The organism is Fodinibius sediminis (genome assembly GCF_900182555.1).
Lineage (GTDB): Bacteria > Bacteroidota > Rhodothermia > Balneolales > Balneolaceae > Fodinibius > Fodinibius sediminis.
Window position 1 is genome coordinate 12,975 of record NZ_FXTH01000013.1, and the last position, 20,640, is coordinate 33,614.

Here is a 20,640-nt window from a genome sequence, read left to right on the forward strand (position 1 = left end):
CTATTTATTAGCGGTCTATGAATATCTTATCGGATCCCAGCCACGATGTCCGAACCCCCGGCCAGCCTTCCGGGGGATATGAATGGTGGTATTTTGATGCCATTTCTACCGACGGCAGACATAGTTTTGTGATCATTTTCTACGAGGGAAATCCTTTTTCAGGGCGTTACATCGATGCGCTCGAGGACGAAACGCACCCTTCGCCGGCCCCTTCGCAGTACCCGGCGGTAAGCATCTCCGTGTACGAGGAGGGGGAACCCGTATACTACAGCTTTACGGAGTTTGATGAAGAAGAGTGTCACTTCGGGGAAAGCGACCCCTCGGTGCAGGCAGGCCCCCACCGGATGGAGAGAAAAGGGGATGGCGGGCTGCAGTACTTGCTTGAAATGAATGAACAACTGCCCAGCGGCGATTGGCTGAAGGCGGAAGTAACATTTGCAAGCGATGACATGACCGGCTCCCTTTTTGAGGAGGAGCATGCGGCATCGGCAGCGGGGCACGACTGGAATCTCGTACAGCCCCGGGCCGAGGTGGAGGGTACGATTGCCATAGGAGTGAGGGGGGAGGCCATGCAGACGATCGCTTTCCGGGGTGTGGGATATCATGATCACAATACCGGCCGTGAACCCATGCGCAATGAGTTTACCGACTGGTACTGGGGGCGTTTCCATTTCGACCATGCGACGCTGGTCTACTACGTGATGAACCGGAAGAACCAGAACCGGAAGCACCGGGCCTGGTTGATTGACCGGTCAAACAGCCGGCTCCTCAGATCATTCGATACCATCGAAACAACTGACAAGAGTTGGTCGATTTTCGGGCTCCGCTCAGCCCGTCAATTGACGTTTCAGGCCGACGGTACTGAAGTACGGGTACAGCAGTCCAATCTCGTGGATAACGGGCCGTTCTATCAGCGTTTTCTGAGTGATGGCTTCCTTCGGATGGCGGGGGAACGGCCCGCTGTTGAGTCGGCGCGGGGAGTAACGGAATATATTTATCCCGCTCGCATTTACAGTCGCCTTTTCTGGCCGCTGGTTCGAATGCGTGTGCGGCAGTCGGGCGGGCGCCCGCACTGGGTGCAGCGTTCCGGGAGGCTGTACCGGTGGACGTGGTGAGGCCCAGCCTGCAAGGAGCGGGTCCGAACAAAGATGGGACTATAGAAAGCGCTCATATATGGAATCATTGAAGCCGGCATGCTGCCTGAGATCAGCAATGATGGTTTCCAGTTCCTGTTCAAAACGATGAGTCCGTTCCTGGGTTGAGAGGGTGGGGGGCGGCTCTACGGGAGATCCTACCTGCAGGTGCAGTTCGGGTTTGTCGCGGCGGATGGTGTGCATATAGATACCGATGGGCACAACATCCACTTGTGGAAGCTGCTGGCTGAGCCAGGCCAGCCCCCCTTCAAATTCAAGCGCAGATCCGGCCGGGGTGATGGTTCCTTCCGGGTAGATAAAAAGACTGGCGCGGGGACGCTCGAAAGAGGCCACGGCATAGCGAAGGGAGCGTATGGCCGACCGCCGGTCGGCACGGTTGATGGAAAAGGCCCCTATTTTCTGGAAGAACCTGTATGCTCGCATCTGTTTGTCTTCCATCAGGGCCCTTGCCTGTTGATGAAAACGGTATTCATTAAGCAGAAAGGGAATAAGTCCGTCCCACCAGGAATGATGGTTCAGGTAGTAAATGGCTTTGGAGCGCCTGCCCGGGGAGTAGCCCTGTTTAAGCCATACGCGGCTGAACCGGCGCTTGAAGAGAAAGCGGGTATAGTACCGGAAGAGGGTAATGAAAAAAGGAGACTCTTTTGCAGGGATGAAATCCACGGATAAAATATTTGTTCGGCATTCGCTACCTGAATATCTTCAAGCTCTGTTAAAGTTCCCAATTTAATATGGTTCTCACGGCCTTGTCGTCCGTGACTGGGGCATGGGAAACAGAATAGAACGACAGCAGAATCATACCCATTCAAAAATTTGTTGCTTATGATAGACAAGTCTGCAGAGGAATATGCCATGGCGCATACCACCGAAGACTCATCCCTCGTCAAGGCCCTTATCAGAGCTTCAGAAGAGGAGCTGGAGTACACCGACATGCTGAGCGGCCGACTGGTGGGGCGGTTGCTGGCGATGCTGATCAAGGTATCCGGGGCCCGTCGGGTACTGGAGGTGGGTACATTTACGGGCTACTCGGCACTGACTATGGCAGAGGCGCTTCCCGACGACGGCATCCTGTTTACCTGTGAATATAATGAGCGGTACGAGGAGCTTGCCCGGAAATTTTTCGAGCAGAGTGAACAGTCGTCCAAGATCAACCTGCTGATGGGCAAGGCGCTGGATACCATTCCCACCATTTCCGGCAGCTTTGATTTCATTTTCCTGGATGCTGACAAGATAAACTACCCGCAATATTATGACCTGCTGCTACCGCGGCTTGTGCCCGGAGGACTCATGCTGATCGACAACGTGCTGTGGGGTGGGGCAGTTACCGATCCACAAACGGACAAGGCGCATGCGATCGACCGGATGAACAAACAGATTGCCGACGATGATGCGGTAGAACAGGTACTGGCGACGGTGCGGGATGGGGTGGTACTGATCCGTAAAAAATAAAAAAGCCTGAACCCGGATCCGGATTCAGGCCTGGTAAAATTCGATTGAGGCTTAGCCTTGCAGCTCAACAAGCTCAATGTCGAAGGTCAAGTCTTTGCCCGCCAGCGGATGGTTGGCATCAAGCTTAACGTAATCATCTTCCACAGCAGTAATCTGGACAGGAATAGCTTGTCCATTTTCCTGTTGCATCTGCAGTTGCATGCCTTCCTCTGGATCGATGTTGTCGGGCAGATCACTTTTTGAAACTTCAAGTTCCAGATCTTCGCGACGCTCGCCATAGGCATCTTCAGAGGTGATATCGATAGTTGTATCGTCACCTTCTTCCATACCGATCACTGCTTCTTCAAAACCGGGGATCAATTGCCCTTCCCCCAGCGTAAACTCAAGCGGTTCACGATCGCGAGAACTGTCAAAAACAGTTCCGTCTTCAGTTAGTTTTCCAGTGTAATGAACTTTTACGGTGTCACCGTCTTTTACTTTTGGCAAAATACTATCAGTTTTTCTTGTTCTTAGAATGTAGGTCAATATAAGGATTTTTGAGGAGAAGTGAGACTTTGATTGCTAATTAAATGATCGGGTGATCAATTGTGACTTGTCAAAGGTGGTGTCATGGACAACTTCAAAGTCAATTTCGCCCAGCACGAGCCCCTCGATGGTGGTTACATTCACCCGCCAGTGGCCCGGTCGTATGTTGGTTTTATAAGTATAGCCCCGGAATCCTCCCCGGCGTCCCCCGATAACCTCGTAACGTATAACATCGCTGGTTTTCCAGCTTTTGCTCTCAGGGTCCAGCCACTGCCACACATGCTGTACAGACTTTTTAAGGTCGGTGGGAGCAAAAATGGAGGTATAGACAAAAACGCTGTCGCCCGGGCTGTAGTTGAAGGTCTGGTTATGCGTCTCCCAGATGCGGTAGAAATTCCGGGGTTTTTCGTAGGTGACCTCAAACGTATGATCCATCTTGCGAACATCGTAGGCCGGGATCCCCGATTGCAGCGACATGGGAACGGGCGGGATAAGGTTAAAATAGTAGCAGCCGTTGATAAAAAGATAGATGGTGATGATAAGGACCGAAATTTTCCATCCTGTAATTTCGGCGCGGGTGGAAGGACTTTTGAAATACAGGTACGAAACGAGTATGATGGTGGAGCTTAGCCCCAGCAGCCCTGAAATGATAAAAATGGTGGTGCTCATCTCGCCGATGACGATAGGGAGAAAAAAGGTGAAAAAGGTAAAGGTGACGAAGAAATAGGCCCCGAACTGTAAGTATTTGTTGGATATCCGGTGTTTCAGCAGCTCGTTGGACAGCAGGAGGACCACCAGGATAAGAAAGAAAATCATGGTCTTGGTCAGGCTGACACTCTGAAAAAAGAAAATCACATAGGCGCTCGAGAGCCCCCCCAGAAAGAATTGAATGGCCAGGGGGGCATACTCTTCATATGGCTTGATGAAGGTATTGTCCCAGTAGTTGTCATCCGCCAGGTTAAAGATAAAGAGGCAGACAGTAAGTCCGATCAAATAGGTGAACAGGACGGTATTGCTGTACCAGCCGTCAATGCGCCCGAGTGTGAGGCTGTCCCAGATAAATCCACCGATAAAAAAAAGAACAGGAGCATATTTTCTGTGACGAAGAAGAAAGGATTTGACTCGTGAGACCATCTACGAAATATTTTTTTAAGGGTGTTCCTGTTCGGGAACGGGATCGGGGAATCCAGAAGATTGTGATATCAGTTGCAGTTAACGGTTGCTGGCCGGCAGTAGTATCGAAGCCTAAAATAAATCAAACCATTTAATTTTCTTAATGATAATACTTCGGATGACAGGAAAGAACTTCTTTTGCAGTTCTCCCCAAGGCTGTTAAATTGTGGCATTGGTCTATGCATCAAACTGAAGCAGGCTGTTAAACAGGAAACAAACGGTTGAATATAAGGTGATGACAAAAAGGATTGGTATTTTGATATGGACGGCGCTGTGGATGGGGACGGTGGCCTGCAGCAGCAAGAAGGCCCCGAAACAACTTTTTAACGGTTCAACCTTGGAGGGCTGGCATATGGATGTTCCAGCCATGGACGAGGATTCCACCCTCGCAGATCCGTTTATCGTCCGGGATGGCATGCTCGTCAGCCTTGGCGAGCCACGGGGACATCTTATAACAGACGAGGTTTACAGGAATTATCGACTGGAAGTTGAATATCGGTTCCCGGGGGAGCCCGGCAACTGCGGAGTGCTGGTGCATGCCTCAACGCCGCGTGCCCTTTACGATATGTTTCCCCAGTCAATTGAGGTGCAGATGATGCATGAACATGCGGGTGACTTCTGGTGTATTGTGGAGGATATCAGTGTTCCGGATATGGAAGAGCGAAGGGGGCCCCGGGACGAATGGGGCATCAGGGAAGGTGAGAAACGCAGGATCCTGAACTTGACGGACGGCTCGGAAAAGCCCCTGGGCGAATGGAACAGGATGGTTGTCGAAGCGGTTGATGATGAAGTCAAGGTTTGGGTAAACGGAGATATGGTCAACCACGGTTATGATGCTACGGCGACCGAGGGACAGATTGCCGTACAGGCGGAAGGGGCGGAAGTGGAGTTTCGGAAGCTGCAGCTGACCCCCATTTCTTCGCTGAGTGAAGGAAATCCATGATTGGGAAAATGCATAAAATTTGAAAATCTGAATGGAATCCGGCCGCGCAGCCGGGGTGCAAAAGAACAGGTGTTACTGGGCATAAATCAGCAAACAGACAAAGATATATTATGGTTACGAATTATTCGGACATTCTCTCAACGGCAAAAACCATAGCTATTATTGGATGCTCTGCAAATAAGTACCGCACCAGCTATCATATTGCCAGCTACCTTAAAGAAAATGGTTATCGTATTATTCCGGTCAATCCGAAATATGAGGAAGTGCTGGGCATACCATGCTACGACGAGATGACCGATATCCCGGAAAAATATACGGTGGATATTGTCAATATATTCCGCAATTCAACGCATACGGCGGATATGGTACGCCAAATTATTGACTGGACCCAGAAAACGGGGCAGGAGCCGGTGATCTGGACCCAGCTGGATGTCTCTTCGGCCGAAGCCGAGGAACTGGCGGAGAAGGCCGGACTTGCCTACGTGAAGAACGAGTGCATGATGGTTCAGCACGAAAGGATAAGCTGAGGTGAGCTCAGGAGGCCTTGTTTATTTTTGCCAGCTTCTCTTTGCGTTCCTCTTCGTGCTCTTTCAGCTTTTTGCCCAGCAGCCGTTCAATGAAAAGGTGATCCTCTTCCGGCACAGCGGTGACAAAGTCGGTCAGGTTGCCCTTGGGCGTCAGGTAATCGATCTGGATCGCCTGCTCATCGTACCAGCGATAGGCCACCACTTCTTGCCAGGGCACCTGTTGGTCAAGGATGAGGATGCCCTTTTGCCGGAATTCCGGAACCACTCTTATGGTCAGTCCCATAATGCCGAAGGCCAGCAGCGACAGTCCGGAGGTGAGGCCGATGCCGGTGAAGGGCCCAAGGGTAAAGAGATGCATGCGATATAGGCCGAAAGCTATGAGCAGGATGCTGATCAGGTTGGGAATAGCTTCGGTCCAGAACGAGCGGTGAGCATATTCCATGGCTCCGCTTTGACGCCGGAGGATGAACTGCTTGAGAGCATAGCCGAAGAAGAAACCGGCGACAGCCGTATATAATCCCATCGTAACGTTTGCAGCTATCTTCTGTGGAAAGTATCCCAGCCGGTGAGCTGCTGTCATAAGGGTGAGGAGGATCATGGCGGCAAGGAGACCGTAAAGCAGTCGCTGCTGGTTTAAATGCTGCAGGCGAAGCAGCCGCTGATATCCCATCCAGAAGGTAACAAGAAAAACAACGGCGAGAAGCAGAACTACCAACAGGTACATGAAGCTGAATTTGGTCTGTTAAAGTGAATATGCAAAGCTACGGAATTATCGGTAAAGTGTTGAGGTATATAATATCTTGGCTTTTGGGGTTCGGGGCGGACGCCCCTTAATTCCGATGTTTTAATGCCTTATATTTAAGTAATATTAACAAATATATGGTTATGAACAACGATTTACGTCCCACAAGTATAGAGGTATCGAACAGCGAAGGGGTTCTGGCTATCGACTGGAATGACGGGCATCATTCAGAATATACCCTGTTTGGCCTTCGCAAAAATTGTCCCTGCGTGATGTGCCGGGGGGGGCATGGCAATATGAACACCTTTGACCGCTCCTATTTCTTTGTTGAACCGCCCCGCCATATTGAAATTGAGGATATCAGGCAGGTGGGAAATCACGCAATTAAAATATTCTGGAACGACGGGCACAACAATGGGATGTACCAGTGGCAGACGCTGCGCGATATGTGTCCCTGCGAGGCATGCTGCCCTCAGCAGGAATGACCCGATAGCGGGGGAGGGCAGGTCCGGCAGCCCCTGCTGAAGAGGGGCGGACGCCCCGCTTCTGGGCATCTTATTTTGGGTTGGTGGCCCAGACACTGGTTTCGGTAATGAAGCCACGGTCAGCCAGGGAAAGCATGCTGCAGATGGTCTGTGCAATATCCTCGGCAATGAGTTTTGTCTCGTTAAACGGTCGTTCAGCCCGCCCCGCATTCTGAGAGAACCGGGTCTGCACTTCGCTGGGATTGATCTGCATCACGCGTATGTTGTGGGGACGAAGTTCAGCTCTCCAGCACTCGGTCATGCCACTTAGCGCAAATTTGCTGGCTACATAGGCCGTCCCGCCTTCAAAGCCCCGTTTCCCGGCCGAAGATGATACATTGATGATGTTTCCATAGTCCTGTTTGATGAAATGTTTGGCCGATTCACGGGCCACCATCATTGCACCGATGGTATTGGTTTTCAGCTGGCTTTCAATGTCCGAGGCCGAGAGATTGACCAGCTTGGAAAATTCGCCGTAGCCCGCATTGTTGATGAGGACATTGTAGTCGTCAAATTCTTCAACGGTCTGTTCAACCAGGTCAATGACTTCATTTTCGTGGCGCACGTCGCAGGTGACGGGGATGGCGCCAACTTCTTCGGCTGCCGAATGAAGCCGTTCTTTATTGCGGGCTGCGATGATGGCCCGGCCGCCGGCCTCCACAATGGCCTTGGCCGTGGCTTTCCCAATTCCAGAACTTCCGCCGGTGATTAATGCATTGATATCAGAAAGGTCCATAGGTAGATCGTATTTAAATTAAACAGAAAGTAAATTCGACTTGTATGTATTCAAGGTGTTTGAGGACAAATAAGTTTCCTAGTCCGGGCATGAATTCTGGGATATCCCCGGCAGTGCTGGGAACAGGAAATCAGATTAAGTCGCCGGCCGTTTCTTTGATAAGTGTCCAGGCCTGGTCGATATGGCGCTGTTCCAGATTTGTGTTGCCCGGGACGATCCGAATGGTGTATCGGTCCTGCAGCCTGGTATGCGTCAGAAACAGTTTTCCACTTTCCTGGATCCTGCTAAGCAGCATCTCATTGAGTTCGTCAAGCTTTTCTTCGTCATCAATATGATCGGGGTGAAAACGAAAACAGATGGTATTCAGGGGTATCGGGGCGAGCATTTCAAAGTCGCGGTGCTGCTTTATGGTTTCAGCAAGCTGTCGGGCCATTGCGATGTGCCGGCGGATTTTTTGCTGCAGGCCTTCTATGCCAAAGCTCCGCAGTACGAACCAGAGTTTAAGGGCCCGGAAGCGCCGTCCCAGCGGGATCCCCCAATCCCGGTAGTTTTTAACCCGTTGATCTTCGGGCGTCTTCAGGTATTCCGGGGTGATCTCGAAGGTGCGCACCAGCAGGGCTTCATCCTGCACATAAAATGCCGAGCAGTCAAAGTTGGTAAACATCCATTTGTGGGGATTGAATACGAAGGAGTTGGCCTGCTCGATCCCCCGGCTCATCCAGCGCATTTCGGGCAGCAGCAGCGCCGTGCCGGCGTAGGCAGCATCCACATGTAGAAAAATATCGTAGCGGGTACAGATGTTGCCGATCTGCTGCAGTGGATCAATGGCTGTAGAGCCGGTCGTTCCGATGGTTGCCACCACGGCGGCGGGCTTGTATCCGTGTTCAAGGTCTTCCCGGATCGCCTGTTCCAGGGCTTCAGGCTGCATTGCATAGTCATCATCTACCGGAACCTTGCGCAGATGTTGCCGGCCGAAGCCGGCGATCTTTACATCCTTTTCGATGGAAGAGTGCGTCTCGGACGAGCAGTAGACGGTAAAGGTCTCCTCCTTGGGGAAGCCGGACTCATTGACGCCAAAACCGGTGATACGCTCGCGGGCCATCAGCAGGGCACAGAGGGTTGAGGTGGAGGCAGTGCCCTGGATGACACCGGTGAAAAGCTCCGGCAGCCCGATGGCCTTGCGCAGCCATATCATCACTTGTTCCTCAAGCTCGGTGGCCGCGGGAGAGGTCAGCCAGCTCATGCACTGGGCCCCGAGTGTGGCTGTCAGCATTTCGGCCAGTACCGAGGGATAGCTCTTGTTGGCGGGGAAGTACCCCATGAAGTTGGGGCTCTCCCAGTGCGTGATGCCCGGCATGATCACGGTTTTAAAATCTTCGAAAAGCGCCTCGAAAGATTCTGCCTGGTCCGGGGCTTTATCCGGCAGCTGCCTGAGTATGTCACCGGGCTGAACGTCCGGTTTTACGGGGTAGTCTTCCACCTCTTCAAAGTAGTCGGCCATCCAGTCGATGAGCCGATGGGCGTGTTTGCGGAATTCATGAACATCCATAGGAGTTGATTACATTGTCAATATGAGGTTAAGTCCCGAAAGCAATCCGATGCTCCACATGAGGTACGATATGTCCTGCAGGTGGCCGGTTGCCAGTTTTATGAGGATAAAAGAGAGAAACCCAAAGGTAAGACCCATGCTGATGCTGTAGGTCAGCGGCATCAGGATGATGGTCAGAAAAGCCGGAACGGCATCCTCAAGGTTTTTGAGATCTATATTACGCAGATTTTGAAACATGAAAAGGCCCACAATGATAAGAGCGGGGGCGGTGGCGTAGCCGGGTATTATGTTAATGACGGGAGTAAAGACAAGGGCCACCAGAAAGAGCAGAGCCACCACTACAGCCGTAAGTCCCGTACGACCACCCTGTTCAATACCGGAAGCCGATTCAATGTAGGTTGTAGTTGTGCTGGTACCGAGCAGGGCTCCACAGGTGGTGGCGATGGCATCACTGCCGAGCATCTTGCTGATGTTATGGATGGATCCGTCCTCCTCGACCAGCTCTGCTTCGTAGGAACAGGCGATAATGGTTCCCACTGAGTCAAATAAATCCACAAACATGAAAGAGAAGATAGCGCCCACGAGACCCCATTGCAGTGCTGAGAGGATGTCGAGCTGAAAGGCAACGGGTGCTATGGAGGGAGGGGGGGATACGAGGGACCGGGGAAGATCCACATCTCCCAGGAGAATACCCAGTCCCGTGGTAAAAAGGATGCCGATAAGGATAGCTCCCTTCCATTCCCGGACCTCCAGTATAACCATCACGGCCAGGCCCAGCAGTCCCAGTACCACCGGTAGTCCAACGGAGCCCAGGCCCACCAGGGTGGCCTCATTATAAACAACAAGTCCCATATTCTGCATGCCGATGAATGTAATGAAGAGCCCTATGCCACCGGGAATGGCGATGCGCAGCGAACGGGGGATGGCAGATACGATTTTACGTCGAAAGCCGAAAAAGGAAAGGATCAGGAAACAAAGGCCGGAGATAAAGACCACGCCCAGTGCCGTTTGCCAGCTTATGCCCTGACCGATAACCAGGGTATAGGCAAAAAAAGCATTGAGTCCCATGCCGGGAGCCATGGCAAGAGGCACATTGATCCAGAGCCCCATCAGCAGGGTGCCGAATACCGCCTTAAGGGCGGTAACGGTAATCAACGCTCCTTTATCCATCCCGGTTTCGGCCAGAATATTGGGATGGACCGCGATGATATAGGCCATGGTCAGGAAGGTGGTGAGGCCGGCAATAAGCTCCCGGCGGACGGTAGTGTCATGGTCACCCAGTTTGAAAAATTGATCGAGCATGGAAACAGATGATTTTGTAATTCATGGCAAGATGTGTAATCTGGGGAACAACAACAATATCATTACCAGACTGCTTTTACCGTTTTATGAGGATCGAGGATTATAAGACCATTGCACCGGAGGATGCCGTACAGCTTCAGCGTTCACTCAGAGCCTGCATTTCAATAACGGCACTTGGCCGGGAGGTAGCAACAGTGGGCGGGGCCGATATCTCCTACAACCGGGGGTCGGGCCTGATGCATGCCGCCATGGTAGTGCTGGAGCTGCCCGGCCTTCGGCCGGTGGCGTATTCACTGGCATCGGATGAGACGTCCTTCCCCTACATCCCGGGACTGCTGGCGTTCAGGGAGATGCCGGCACTGATGAAGGCATGGAGCCAGCTCCGGGCCAAACCTGATGTATTGATGCTGGACGGGCATGGACTGGCGCACCCCCGGAGAATGGGCATTGCCACGCATTTCGGGATTGAAGCCGATCAGCCCACCATCGGCTGTGCCAAGAACATACTGACCGGTACCCACGGGGAACTGGGGGTCCGTAAAGGCGAACAAGCCGACCTGATGGATGGGGAGGAGAAAGTGGGCATTGCATTGCGTAGCCGTACGAATGTAAACCCGGTTTATGTGTCGCCGGGGCACCGCTGCTCCTTTGAGGATGCCTACCGTATCGTGATGCAGTCACTCACAAAATATAAACTGCCGAGGACCACACGGCTGGCACACCGGTGGGCCAATATGCTGCGCAGGGGCGAGGCTGAGCCGGGGTATACGGAGGTATAGCCGTTCCCAGAACTGACAGCCTCTGCTAAAAATCACGGCGTAATACAGACTCAGCCGCATGATAGCCGCACATGCCGTGCACCCCGCCGCCGGGAGGCGTGGATGAGGAGGCGATATACATATTGCTTTTGGGAATGTGATAGGGATCAAAAAGTCCCGCCGGACGCGTGAACAGCTGGCTGATGTCTGCCCGCCCGCCATTGATATCACCGCCGATATAATTCGGATTGTAGGCCTGCATCTCCTGCGCATTCGTGCGGTGCATATTGATGATACAGTCCCGGAATCCGGGGGCAAAACGCTCAATCTGGGTTATGATGGGTTCGGTCATGTCTTCAGCAGCCCCATTGGGTACGTGACAGTAGGCCCAGCCGGTATGGTTGCCGGAGGGCGCACGACTCTTATCGCCCAGGCTCTGCTGGGCTACCAGCACATAGGGCTTCTCTGGAAGTTGCCCGCTGGCGGACTGCTTTTCTGATCGGGCGATTTCCTCCAGCGTGCCGCCGACATGCACGGTTCCCGCTTTGCGGCACAGCTTGTCGCTCCATGGAATGGGGTCGCTGAGGGCGAAGTCGAGCTTGAAAACGCCCTGACCGTATTGGTATTTGCGCAGCTTCTGGATGTAGGACAAGGGAAGCTTGTTACCGGTGATATCCAAGATCTGCCGGGGGGTCGTATTGAACAGAATGACACCGGCATGCCCAAAATCATCAACGGAGGTGATTGTAACGCCGGTTTCTATGGTTCCGCCCAGTGATTTGAAATAGGTCCCCATCGCCTGGGTAATGGCGTGGGATCCGCCTTTGGGATAGGGCCAGCCGACCGTGTGGGCCGCTATGCCGAGCACCAGTCCGATGGCGGCAGTGGCCGGGGCATCAAAGGGCATGATGCCGTGGGCCGCGATACCGGCAAATACGGCACGTGCTTTTTCGGTTTGATAGCGCTTGGCGAAGCCGCCGGCCGACCGCAGGGCCTTGAGTCCGAAGCGTGCCATCAGCACCGGATTATAGGGAATAGGCGAAAAGGGGGCCAGGATATCCTTGAGCAACTCATCCCAGCTGTCAATAAAAGGGCTGACCCATCGCCGGTAGGTGTGGCCGTCTTTTCCAAAACGATCTACGGTCCTGTCCAGCGATCGGAAGAGGGCCCCGGCCGGCTGGTCGTCCAGGGGATGGGCAACGGGCACCTCCGGGTGAATCCATTCAAGTCCGTATTCTTCGAGCGGAAGGCGGCTCAGAAAAGGTGAGGCCTTGGCCATCGGGTGAATGGCCGAGCAGATATCGTGACGAAAGCCCGGGGCTGTTAGTTCCAGGGTACGCGTGCCCCCGCCGATGGTTGGCTCTTTTTCAAAAATTTTGACGGATAGTCCTTCCTCCGCCAGGCGAATGCCGGCGGCGAGGCCATTGGGTCCGGAACCGATGATAATAGCGTCGGGCATGTAACAATTTATTCAAAATTAATGGTGATGATTGGATAGCGCATCAGCGATTCTTATGACAACATTCCAATAAGAGAATGATACAAGTTAATATCCCCCGGATGAAACAAAAAAACCAAGCATTTTTTGATAGTGTATGGGATCCCGTATCTTAGGGAAAACAACAACAAAATAGGACGTTGTGGATAAAACTGTTCGTATCGCCTCCGGCCAGGGATTCTGGGGAGATTTGCCAAACGCACCCGTCAAGCTGGTCCGCCAGGGACCAATAGACTATTTGGTGATGGATTATCTTGCCGAGGTCACCATGTCGATCATGCAGAAATTGAAGATGCGCGATGAAAATCACGGCTATGCCCGTGACTTTGTGGAAGTCGTTCGTGAAATATTACCCGATATCTCCCAGAAGGGGATCAGGGTGGTCTCCAATGCCGGGGGAATCAATCCCGAGGCATGCAAGGACCGGATTTTGGAAGTGATGGAGGAAGAGGAGATTGATGATCTCACAGTAGCGGTTGTTGACGGAGATGATATTCTCGGGCAGATGGATGAACTTATAGCCAGAGGCCATCGACTGGAGAACATGGATACCGGCCGCCCGATTACCGATATAAAAGATCGTCTGCTCAGTGCCAATGCCTACCTGGGATGCCAGCCGATTGTCGAGGCCCTGGAAAAGGGGGCGGATATCGTCATCACCGGGAGGGTTATTGACGCCGGTTTGACCCTGGCTCCCCTGGTGCATGAATTTGGCTGGTCGTTTGAGGACTATGACAGGATGGCGACCGGGATCATCGCGGGTCATCTCATCGAATGCGGGGCCCAGGTGTCGGGAGGCAATTTTACGGATTGGCACAAAGTGGAAGATTTTGTGAATATCGGCTTTCCCATTGTCGAGGCGCATGCGGATGGCAGCTTTTATGTCACCAAGCACGCAGGCACCGGGGGACTGGTTAGTGAACAGACTGTTAAAGAACAGCTTGTCTACGAGATTGGCGACCCCTCGGCCTATCTCACCCCCGACTGTATAGCTGATTTTACCTCGGTTAATATCGAAAAGGCGGGTCCCGACCGGGTGCGTGTTTCCGGCATAGCGGGACGTCCTCCCACCTCGACATATAAAGTATCCGCCAGTTACAAGGATGGATACAAGCTTTCCTCCACACTGGTTTATTCATGGCCGCAGGCACTGGAAAAGGCCCGGAAAGCCGGCGCGATACTCCGGGGCCGGGCGGAGGCGCTGAATCTGAACTATGACCGTTTCCGGGTGGAGTATATCGGGGTCAACGGCTGCAGCGAAGAGCCGGTGACAGAAAAGATGCTGGCGGGCGATCATAATGAAGTTCAGCTGCGCGTGGCGCTTGCGGGCCAGTCCAGGGAGGATCTTAATCGCTTTGGCCGGGAGGTGGTACCGCTCATCCTCACCGGTCCCGGCGGGGTCACTGCTTATGCCGGGGGACGTCCGAAGGCCAGTGCGGTTGCCGCCTACTGGCCGGCCCTGATCCAGAAAGAGGCTGTTAGGCCCCGTGTGCGTATGTTCCCGGGCAAAAGAGGAGGATAAGTACGGGCCGGGGAGCCGGCTTTTAAAGAATAGAATTGATCTTAGAAATTTGGCAGAAAATTTCGGATTTTCCGTAACAAAATATTAACGACTTAATTTTACCACTTCAGAAATGGTTATAGGAATAATTGGGGCAAGCTTTTCAGGACTCATCGCAGGTTCACGGTTGGCAAAGGCCGGTCATGATGTAACAATAATTGAGCGGAACCGCTCCGTGGGCGGACGTCTGGCATCGGTTGAACTGGATGATATGATACTGGATTACGGCGTATCCCATTTTTCGGCGCAGACCAGTACTTTCAGGGCATTCCTGGAAGAGCTGAGTCAAAAAGAAGAAGTACGTGAATGGGCCGAAGAATTCAGCATGTTTGACGGCGATCAGTTTCACGTCGAGGATCCCAATGCATCGCCGCTGACGAAGTACGCGCTAACCAACGGCATGCGGGCCATTGCAAAGTATTTGAGCCGCTGGGTGGATATAAAATCCCAGGAAAAGGCGGGAGGGCTCACCTATATAGGACCGGATCGCAGCAAGAAACGATCCTGGATGATCAATCTGACGGATATTAATGTCTTCGAATGTGACGCCGTTCTCATTGCTGCCCCGGCTCCGGAGGCTTATGGGGTCCTTCAGACGGCCCAGGATGAAACGGCCGCTCGGAAAATTATCCGCGTCATTGATGAGGTGTATTATGATGATTGCATCTCCCTGGCTGCGACCTATAACCGGGAAGCACCCAACTGGAAAGGAATTGAATGCGAGCGAAGCGCACTCAAATGGATAGGCAACGAATCGTCAAAAAGGGGCATCCGGGATCAAACCGGTTTGGCCCTTCATTCCTCGCATCCTTTTGCCCGGGAAAATGAAAGAAAGGATGACGAGGAGGTGACACGACAGCTGCTGGAGGAAGCATCCACCATCACGGGATCGTGGGTACTGCAGCCTGCGTCCACTTATCTGCACCGGTGGAAATTCTTCAGGGCACGAAATCCCATCGATGAATATTTCATGGAATTGGAAATGATTGATGCTCCGCTTGCGTTAATAGGGAACTACTTCGGTGGTCAATCTCTTGAGAATGCCTTTCTGTCAGGCTATAACCTGGCCGAATATTGGATCAATAAATATAGCGACGTCACCGTAACATAACGTACTTCCGGAAGACGAAAAGGTAACCCTTAAATCCTGGATCATTGGGTTCGCTGCGTAAATTAAATAGTTATTTTAAAAAATATAAAGGTACGATTGTTCTGGGGTCCTTGTTTTTGACGGCTTCGAACTTTTTCCTGGTCTGGATTCCCGTATACCTGCGGCGAACGGTGGACCAAGTGTCGGCCATCGAGCTCGACCGATCTCCCGACAGTTTCAGCAGTATTCTGGAGGTTCTCTTCGGCAGCGATGCCAGCTGGGCTCTGGCAAAGAATGCCTTGTTGCTGGTGGGGGCTGTGCTATTGTCAGGTATCCTTCTCTTTGCTACACGGCAGACCCTTATCGTAGCCTCGCGCAAAATTGAATTTGACCTGCGCAACGATATTTTTGACAAGCTTCTGAAACTGCCGCAGCGCTTTTACAGCAAATATAAATCCGGCGAGATTTATGTGCGGGCAACAGAAGATGTTTCCAAGGTGAGGGAATACTTCGGCCCGGCCTACATGTATACGATCAATACCTTCACCCGGGCGGGTTTCATCATCACGATGATGGTGATTGTGAGTCCGGAGCTGACCTTCTGGGCCCTGCTGCCCCTGCCGTTCCTGTCGGCCTTTGCCTACTGGGTGAGCGGCTATATCAATGATTATTCACGTATCATCCAGGAGCAGTATTCCACCATCGCCGGCCGTGCCCAGGAATCTTTTACAAGCATCAGGCTTATCAAGGCCTATAACCGGGAAGGCTATGAGCGCAAACAGTTTGAACATGAGAGCGAGCGCTACCGGAAAAAGAAATTGCGACTGGATCTGGTTGAATCCCTTTTTCACCCAACACTGAATTTGCTGATCGGACTCTCGGTAGTGATTGTAGTCTGGAAAGCCGGGCAGCTGGTTATTGAAGGCACGCTCACGGTGGGTAATATCATGGAATATATTATCTACGTTGCCTACCTGACCTGGCCGGTAGCCTCGCTGGGATATACCGTGAACCGGTTCCAGCAGGCGATGGCCTCGTGGAAACGCATTGATGAGATGCTGACCGAAGAAGTGGGCATTGCCGATAAAGCGGGCACCAACTACGAAATTGACAGCATCAAGGGGGATATCGAATTCAAGAACGTCTCCTTCAAATACCCCGGTGCCAAAGAATATGCGCTCCGGGATATCAACCTGAAGATCAAAGCCGGGCAGAATGCGGCGATTGTCGGCCGTACCGGCAGTGGGAAAACGACCCTTGTGGAGCTGATTCCCCGGCTGTTCGAAGTGACGGAGGGAGAAATTCTTATTGATGGAACGAATATTCAGTCAATTCCCTTGGAGCTATTAAGGCAGCATATCGGTCTTGTTCCCCAAGATACGTTTCTCTTCTCTGATACCATCGGTGAAAATATTGCCTTTGGCACGGAAGGTGCTACTCAGCAGGATATTGAAGATGCTGCGGAGAAAGCGCAGGTGCGGGATAATATTTTGGATTTTGAGAAGAAATTTGAGACTATATTAGGAGAACGGGGAATAACACTTTCCGGTGGACAAAAGCAGCGTACGGCCATTGCACGGGCCCTGATTCGTGATCCAGAAATTATTATATTGGATGATTCATTGAGTGCTGTCGATACCAAAACGGAAGAATCCATTCTTCGACATCTTAGGCAGGAGCTGAAGGGAAGAACAACCGTGATGATCAGTCATCGGATTTCCACCATAAAAGATGCAGATATTATATACTATATCGAAGATGGAACAGTTGTAGAAAAGGGCACGCACGAAACATTGTTAGAAGCAGAAGGTCGTTATTCAGTGATGTATAATAAACAACTCATAGAAGAAGAGTTGGCAGAAATATAATTACTAATAGTAATATTCAATTTACAAGATCAGTTGCTTGACCGCAGCATGATTTAAAAAAAATAGGAATAGATCATGATTATTGTACCATTAGGTGTTGCATCTGCAACGCCAACAGCTACCCGGCATTTATCATCTGTAGCCGTTTGGAGGGAAGGGAGTGTCTTTCTGTTCGACTGTGGAGAAAATGCGCAGATGCGTATGTTGCAGGGCGGACTTAAGCGTTCTCAAATAGACTATATCTTTATCTCTCATTTTGATACCGATCATTATGCAGGGTTAATTGGATTACTTTCGACCCTGCAGCTGCAGCGGCGCGATCGGAAAATCACGCTTGTAGGTCCCGAGGGGCTAAGTGAGTTCATAGAATGGAACTTTGAGTTTTCAAACATCAAGCTAAACTATGAGATTGAGTATGTAGAGCTTTCCGACGATTTTGAACATGAGCGGGTGGTAGATACCGACGACTATTATGTGGAAGCGCGTCCCCTGAACCATTCCAAGTTTTGTATTGGCTACCGTCTGCAGGAGAAAGATCTGCCCGGCAAGGTAGATGCCGAAAAGGCCCAGGAACAGGGAATCAGCGAAGACTGGCAGTACAAGGATCTGAAGGCCGGCAAGGATGTGGAGCTGGACGATGGAACCGTGGTAAAATCGGCGGATATTGTCGGGCACCCGCGTCCGGGCGACAGCTTCGCCTATATTACCGATACCAAATATTGTCCCAACTCGGTAAAGCTGGCTAAAAATACAAACGTTCTCCTGCACGAGGCTACGTTCAGCGAAAGCCTGTCCGACAAGGCCGAGGAAACCGGTCATTCCACTGCCAAGGATGCAGCACGGGTAGCCAACGAAGCCAAGACCAAGCTCTTGGTGATCACCCATTTCTCCGCACGCTATACCAATGAGTATGTATTGCTGCGCGAAGCGCGAGACGATTTCTTCCCAACCTGGGTTGCTACAGAGCTGCGACCCATCTTTACCGACCCGGCTCATGAAAAAGGTATTATCAAGCCGAAGGTTTATATGAAAGAAATCAACCGGGACAACAATAACAAGGGCGGCAAGAACAAGAAGAACTCAAAGCGCAAAAAACGGGTGAAGAGCAAGAAGAAGCGCCGGATGCGCAAACGCAAGAATTCGCCCGGCAAAAAACGTCGCAGCAGGAAAAGTCGCAGCAGCAGCCAGTCCCGGGGATCAAACGGGAATAAGAGCAGGGGAGGAGACAACGGGGGCAGTGAACGAAAACCCAAACAGATCACTCCACGCACCCCCTTCGACGATTTCGATCGATTCTAAACCATTCTCAGCGTGAGCAACAAGCAGAACGATAATGCCGTCGATACCCATTTACTTCGGCGGCTTTATCAATTTATAAAACCGTACCGCTGGTATGTCGCTCTGGGCATAGCCCTTACGCTTGCCGCTTCCTTTTTGGGCACGATCCGCCCGAAGCTGACCCAGGTTGCGGTCGACGATTATATCCGCAATAACGATTTCGAGGGGTTACTGTGGATTGTTGTTCTGTTGATTGGTGCGCTGGTGGGAGAATTCATCCTGCTGGTTATCAATACCTACCTGACGCGCTGGTTCGGACAGGGTACGCTCTTCAATATGCGGAATGCGGTCTTCAAGAAGATCCAGTCGCTGCATGTGCAGTTCTTTGACAAGAATCCCATCGGCCGCCTGATAACGCGTACCACCAGTGATATTGAAGCGCTTAGCGACTTGCTCAGTGATGGTGTCGTTAATATAATCGGCGATATGTTCCGGATTTTCTTTATCCTGTATTTCATGTTCAGCATGAGCTGGGAACTCTCGCTGGTAGCCATATCGGTACTGCCGCTGTTATTTTATGCGACTTTTTTATTCAAGGCGAAGGTCCGCGTCTCCTTCCTGAACGTGCGCGACCAGATTGCCCGACTGAATTCTTTTGTCCAGGAGCTTATCAACGGAATGGCTGTTGTACAGCTGTTCAACAAGGAAGATCGCCAGCGCGGCAAGTTCCGCGCTATCAACGACAGCTATAAGGGGGCCTACCTCGACACTATCTTCTATTTCGCCATCTTCTGGCCTGCTGTTGAGATTATTGCAAGTCTGGCCATGGCGCTGGTGATCTGGTACGGCGGTGGCCGGGCCATCATGGATCAGGTGACCTTCGGGATACTGCTGGCCTTTGTACAGTATGTACGCGATTTTTTCCGTCCCATCCGGGGACTTTCGGAGAAGTTTAATACGCTGCAGTCGGCGCTGGCATCATCAGAACGTATTTTTGATGTGCTGGATACGCCCAACGAAGTTACCGACCCTGAAACGCCCCGGCACATCGATCAGCCCCGGGGACATATTCGCTTTGATGAAGTGTCGTTTGGCTATAACGAGCAGGAGACGGTGCTTGACGATGTCTCCTTCGAGGCCCAACCGGGCGAAACCATAGCTATTGTGGGAGCGACGGGGGCGGGTAAATCGACGATTATCAACCTGCTGATGCGATTTTATGATATTGACAAGGGCAAAATTTTCCTGGACGGGGTCGACATCCGGGAGCTCACCCTGGAAGAGCTGCGATCCAATTTTGCACTTGTTCTACAGGAAAATGCGCTTTTTTCGGGCACAATCATGGATAACATTACCCTTGGCAATCCGGAGATATCGGAGGAGAAAGTCATAAAGACCGCACGGAGTGTGGAGGCCGATCGTTTCATCAACAAGCTGCCCGGCGGATTCAATTTTGAGCTGAGCGAGCGCGGCGCCTCCCTGTCAATGGGACAGCGGCAGCTGATCTGTTTTATCCGGGCCATGGTTTATGATCCGACCATCCTGGTGCTGGATGAAGCGACTTCAAACATCGATTCGGAGACCGAGGATATTGTCAACAGGGTTTGTGACCAGCTGATGGAGGATCGCACGTCCATCGTCATTGCCCACCGGCTCTCCACCATACATGAAGCTGATCAGATTCTGGTGATGCACAAAGGAAAGATTCGTGAAAAAGGCACCCATGGAGAGCTGCTGCAGAAGGAGAAGGGCATCTACCGGAAGCTCTACGAACTGCAGTACAAAGAAGAGCTTATCCCAACCTCGAAATCGGCCTGACCGTGAATGAATACGGTTCTTTTTTTCAGTGCCCAACCAAGGAAGGATTGGCAGGTTAGGCCAATCCTTCCGGTTGAACATCTGTGCTGCTCTCTCTTATTGAATAGTCCGTAACAGGACTTAGGTATTGTCTCTTTTTCTCTCT

At 51.8% G+C, this 20,640-nt stretch carries 19 protein-coding genes; 11 read left to right on the forward strand and 8 right to left on the reverse strand.

The features are described from left to right. Positions 1 to 17: 17 nt before the first annotated feature. Positions 18 to 1,115 carry a hypothetical protein gene (locus FN808_RS13900; RefSeq protein ID WP_142715221.1) on the forward strand — a complete coding sequence of 366 codons (1,098 nt, stop codon included), beginning with the start codon at positions 18 to 20 and terminating at the stop codon, positions 1,113 to 1,115. A 39-nt stretch (positions 1,116 to 1,154) separates the two neighbouring features. Here FN808_RS13900 and FN808_RS13905 read toward each other — a convergent pair whose 3' ends face one another. Next, positions 1,155 to 1,817, reverse strand: a complete 663-nt coding sequence (locus FN808_RS13905) for a lysophospholipid acyltransferase family protein (protein WP_142715222.1) — start codon at positions 1,815 to 1,817, stop codon at positions 1,155 to 1,157. Positions 1,818 to 1,976: 159 nt separating this feature from the next. On the opposite strand from FN808_RS13905, the gene FN808_RS13910 reads away from it, so the two are divergent. Next, the gene (locus tag FN808_RS13910; RefSeq protein ID WP_142715223.1) at positions 1,977 to 2,603 is read left to right on the forward strand and encodes an O-methyltransferase; all 627 of its coding nucleotides are present in this window, start codon (positions 1,977 to 1,979) and stop codon (positions 2,601 to 2,603) included. 51 nt (positions 2,604 to 2,654) lie between these two features. Here FN808_RS13910 and FN808_RS13915 read toward each other — a convergent pair whose 3' ends face one another. Both FN808_RS13915 and FN808_RS13920 read right to left on the reverse strand, forming a co-directional pair. Then, positions 2,655 to 3,089: an FKBP-type peptidyl-prolyl cis-trans isomerase gene (locus tag FN808_RS13915; RefSeq protein ID WP_142715224.1), complete on the reverse strand. Its 435-nt coding sequence runs from the start codon at positions 3,087 to 3,089 to the stop codon at positions 2,655 to 2,657. A gap of 75 nt (positions 3,090 to 3,164) precedes the next feature. Continuing rightward, complete coding sequence (locus FN808_RS13920) at positions 3,165 to 4,262, reverse strand: DUF2914 domain-containing protein (protein ID WP_142715225.1); 1,098 nt, start codon at positions 4,260 to 4,262, stop codon at positions 3,165 to 3,167. A 316-nt stretch (positions 4,263 to 4,578) separates the two neighbouring features. Here FN808_RS13920 and FN808_RS13925 point away from each other — a divergent pair, with 316 nt between their 5' ends. Together FN808_RS13925 and FN808_RS13930 are read left to right on the forward strand one after the other, a co-directional pair. Continuing rightward, entirely contained in the window at positions 4,579 to 5,244 is a 666-nt protein-coding gene (locus FN808_RS13925; protein WP_350354191.1) for a 3-keto-disaccharide hydrolase, read from the forward strand. A gap of 110 nt (positions 5,245 to 5,354) precedes the next feature. Further along, complete coding sequence (locus FN808_RS13930) at positions 5,355 to 5,771, forward strand: CoA-binding protein (protein ID WP_142715227.1); 417 nt, start codon at positions 5,355 to 5,357, stop codon at positions 5,769 to 5,771. Between the two features lie 7 nt (positions 5,772 to 5,778). On the opposite strand, the gene FN808_RS13935 is transcribed toward FN808_RS13930, so the two are convergent. After that, positions 5,779 to 6,495: a DUF5673 domain-containing protein gene (locus FN808_RS13935; RefSeq protein WP_142715228.1), complete on the reverse strand. Its 717-nt coding sequence runs from the start codon at positions 6,493 to 6,495 to the stop codon at positions 5,779 to 5,781. A 161-nt stretch (positions 6,496 to 6,656) separates the two neighbouring features. On the opposite strand from FN808_RS13935, the gene FN808_RS13940 reads away from it, so the two are divergent. Beyond that, positions 6,657 to 6,998 (forward strand): gamma-butyrobetaine hydroxylase-like domain-containing protein, encoded by a 342-nt coding sequence (locus FN808_RS13940; protein ID WP_142715229.1) that lies wholly within the window; start codon positions 6,657 to 6,659, stop codon positions 6,996 to 6,998. A gap of 70 nt (positions 6,999 to 7,068) precedes the next feature. On the opposite strand, the gene FN808_RS13945 is transcribed toward FN808_RS13940, so the two are convergent. From FN808_RS13945 to FN808_RS13955, 3 genes are all read right to left on the reverse strand, one after another. Continuing rightward, positions 7,069 to 7,773 (reverse strand): SDR family oxidoreductase, encoded by a 705-nt coding sequence (locus FN808_RS13945; protein WP_142715230.1) that lies wholly within the window; start codon positions 7,771 to 7,773, stop codon positions 7,069 to 7,071. A gap of 130 nt (positions 7,774 to 7,903) precedes the next feature. Further along, positions 7,904 to 9,322: a pyridoxal phosphate-dependent decarboxylase family protein gene (locus FN808_RS13950; protein ID WP_142715231.1), complete on the reverse strand. Its 1,419-nt coding sequence runs from the start codon at positions 9,320 to 9,322 to the stop codon at positions 7,904 to 7,906. A gap of 9 nt (positions 9,323 to 9,331) precedes the next feature. Next, positions 9,332 to 10,624, reverse strand: a complete 1,293-nt coding sequence (locus FN808_RS13955; protein ID WP_142715232.1) for an NCS2 family permease — start codon at positions 10,622 to 10,624, stop codon at positions 9,332 to 9,334. 86 nt (positions 10,625 to 10,710) lie between these two features. On the opposite strand from FN808_RS13955, the gene nfi reads away from it, so the two are divergent. After that, a complete protein-coding gene (gene nfi / locus FN808_RS13960) occupies positions 10,711 to 11,403 on the forward strand; it encodes a deoxyribonuclease V (RefSeq protein ID WP_185958415.1) in 693 nt (230 codons plus the stop codon). Between the two features lie 25 nt (positions 11,404 to 11,428). Here the strand turns inward: nfi and FN808_RS13965 are convergent, their stop codons facing one another. After that, positions 11,429 to 12,841, reverse strand: a complete 1,413-nt coding sequence (locus FN808_RS13965) for a phytoene desaturase family protein (RefSeq protein ID WP_142715234.1) — start codon at positions 12,839 to 12,841, stop codon at positions 11,429 to 11,431. A gap of 181 nt (positions 12,842 to 13,022) precedes the next feature. Between FN808_RS13965 and FN808_RS13970 the strand changes: the two genes are divergently transcribed. The 5 genes from FN808_RS13970 (at position 13,023) to FN808_RS13990 (ending at position 20,495) form a co-directional block, all read left to right on the forward strand. Continuing rightward, positions 13,023 to 14,402, forward strand: a complete 1,380-nt coding sequence (locus FN808_RS13970) for an acyclic terpene utilization AtuA family protein (protein ID WP_142715235.1) — start codon at positions 13,023 to 13,025, stop codon at positions 14,400 to 14,402. Positions 14,403 to 14,514: 112 nt separating this feature from the next. After that, positions 14,515 to 15,552: an NAD(P)/FAD-dependent oxidoreductase gene (locus tag FN808_RS13975; RefSeq protein ID WP_142715236.1), complete on the forward strand. Its 1,038-nt coding sequence runs from the start codon at positions 14,515 to 14,517 to the stop codon at positions 15,550 to 15,552. Between the two features lie 116 nt (positions 15,553 to 15,668). Next, positions 15,669 to 17,399: an ABC transporter ATP-binding protein gene (locus FN808_RS13980; RefSeq protein WP_246068365.1), complete on the forward strand. Its 1,731-nt coding sequence runs from the start codon at positions 15,669 to 15,671 to the stop codon at positions 17,397 to 17,399. Between the two features lie 75 nt (positions 17,400 to 17,474). Then, on the forward strand, positions 17,475 to 18,698 hold the full coding sequence (gene rnz, locus FN808_RS13985) for a ribonuclease Z (protein WP_142715237.1): 1,224 nt from the start codon (positions 17,475 to 17,477) through the stop codon (positions 18,696 to 18,698). Positions 18,699 to 18,710: 12 nt separating this feature from the next. Beyond that, entirely contained in the window at positions 18,711 to 20,495 is a 1,785-nt protein-coding gene (locus FN808_RS13990) for an ABC transporter ATP-binding protein (RefSeq protein WP_142715238.1), read from the forward strand. The last annotated feature ends 145 nt before the right edge of the window (positions 20,496 to 20,640 follow it).

Bases quoted from the DNA above. Each gene is read 5' to 3' on its own strand.
- FN808_RS13900 (WP_142715221.1), top strand. From the start codon at position 18: ATGAATATCTTATCGGATCCCAGCCACGATGTCCGAACCCCCGGCCAG.
- FN808_RS13945 (WP_142715230.1), bottom strand. From the start codon at position 7,773: ATGGACCTTTCTGATATCAATGCATTAATCACCGGCGGAAGTTCTGGA.
- FN808_RS13910 (WP_142715223.1), top strand. From the start codon at position 1,977: ATGATAGACAAGTCTGCAGAGGAATATGCCATGGCGCATACCACCGAA.
- FN808_RS13920 (WP_142715225.1), bottom strand. From the start codon at position 4,262: ATGGTCTCACGAGTCAAATCCTTTCTTCTTCGTCACAGAAAATATGCT.
- FN808_RS13965 (WP_142715234.1), bottom strand. From the start codon at position 12,841: ATGCCCGACGCTATTATCATCGGTTCCGGACCCAATGGCCTCGCCGCC.
- FN808_RS13930 (WP_142715227.1), top strand. From the start codon at position 5,355: ATGGTTACGAATTATTCGGACATTCTCTCAACGGCAAAAACCATAGCT.
- FN808_RS13950 (WP_142715231.1), bottom strand. From the start codon at position 9,322: ATGGATGTTCATGAATTCCGCAAACACGCCCATCGGCTCATCGACTGG.
- rnz (WP_142715237.1), top strand. From the start codon at position 17,475: ATGATTATTGTACCATTAGGTGTTGCATCTGCAACGCCAACAGCTACC.
- FN808_RS13940 (WP_142715229.1), top strand. From the start codon at position 6,657: ATGAACAACGATTTACGTCCCACAAGTATAGAGGTATCGAACAGCGAA.
- nfi (WP_185958415.1), top strand. From the start codon at position 10,711: ATGAGGATCGAGGATTATAAGACCATTGCACCGGAGGATGCCGTACAG.
- FN808_RS13935 (WP_142715228.1), bottom strand. From the start codon at position 6,495: ATGTACCTGTTGGTAGTTCTGCTTCTCGCCGTTGTTTTTCTTGTTACC.
- FN808_RS13975 (WP_142715236.1), top strand. From the start codon at position 14,515: ATGGTTATAGGAATAATTGGGGCAAGCTTTTCAGGACTCATCGCAGGT.
- FN808_RS13955 (WP_142715232.1), bottom strand. From the start codon at position 10,624: ATGCTCGATCAATTTTTCAAACTGGGTGACCATGACACTACCGTCCGC.
- FN808_RS13925 (WP_350354191.1), top strand. From the start codon at position 4,579: ATGGGGACGGTGGCCTGCAGCAGCAAGAAGGCCCCGAAACAACTTTTT.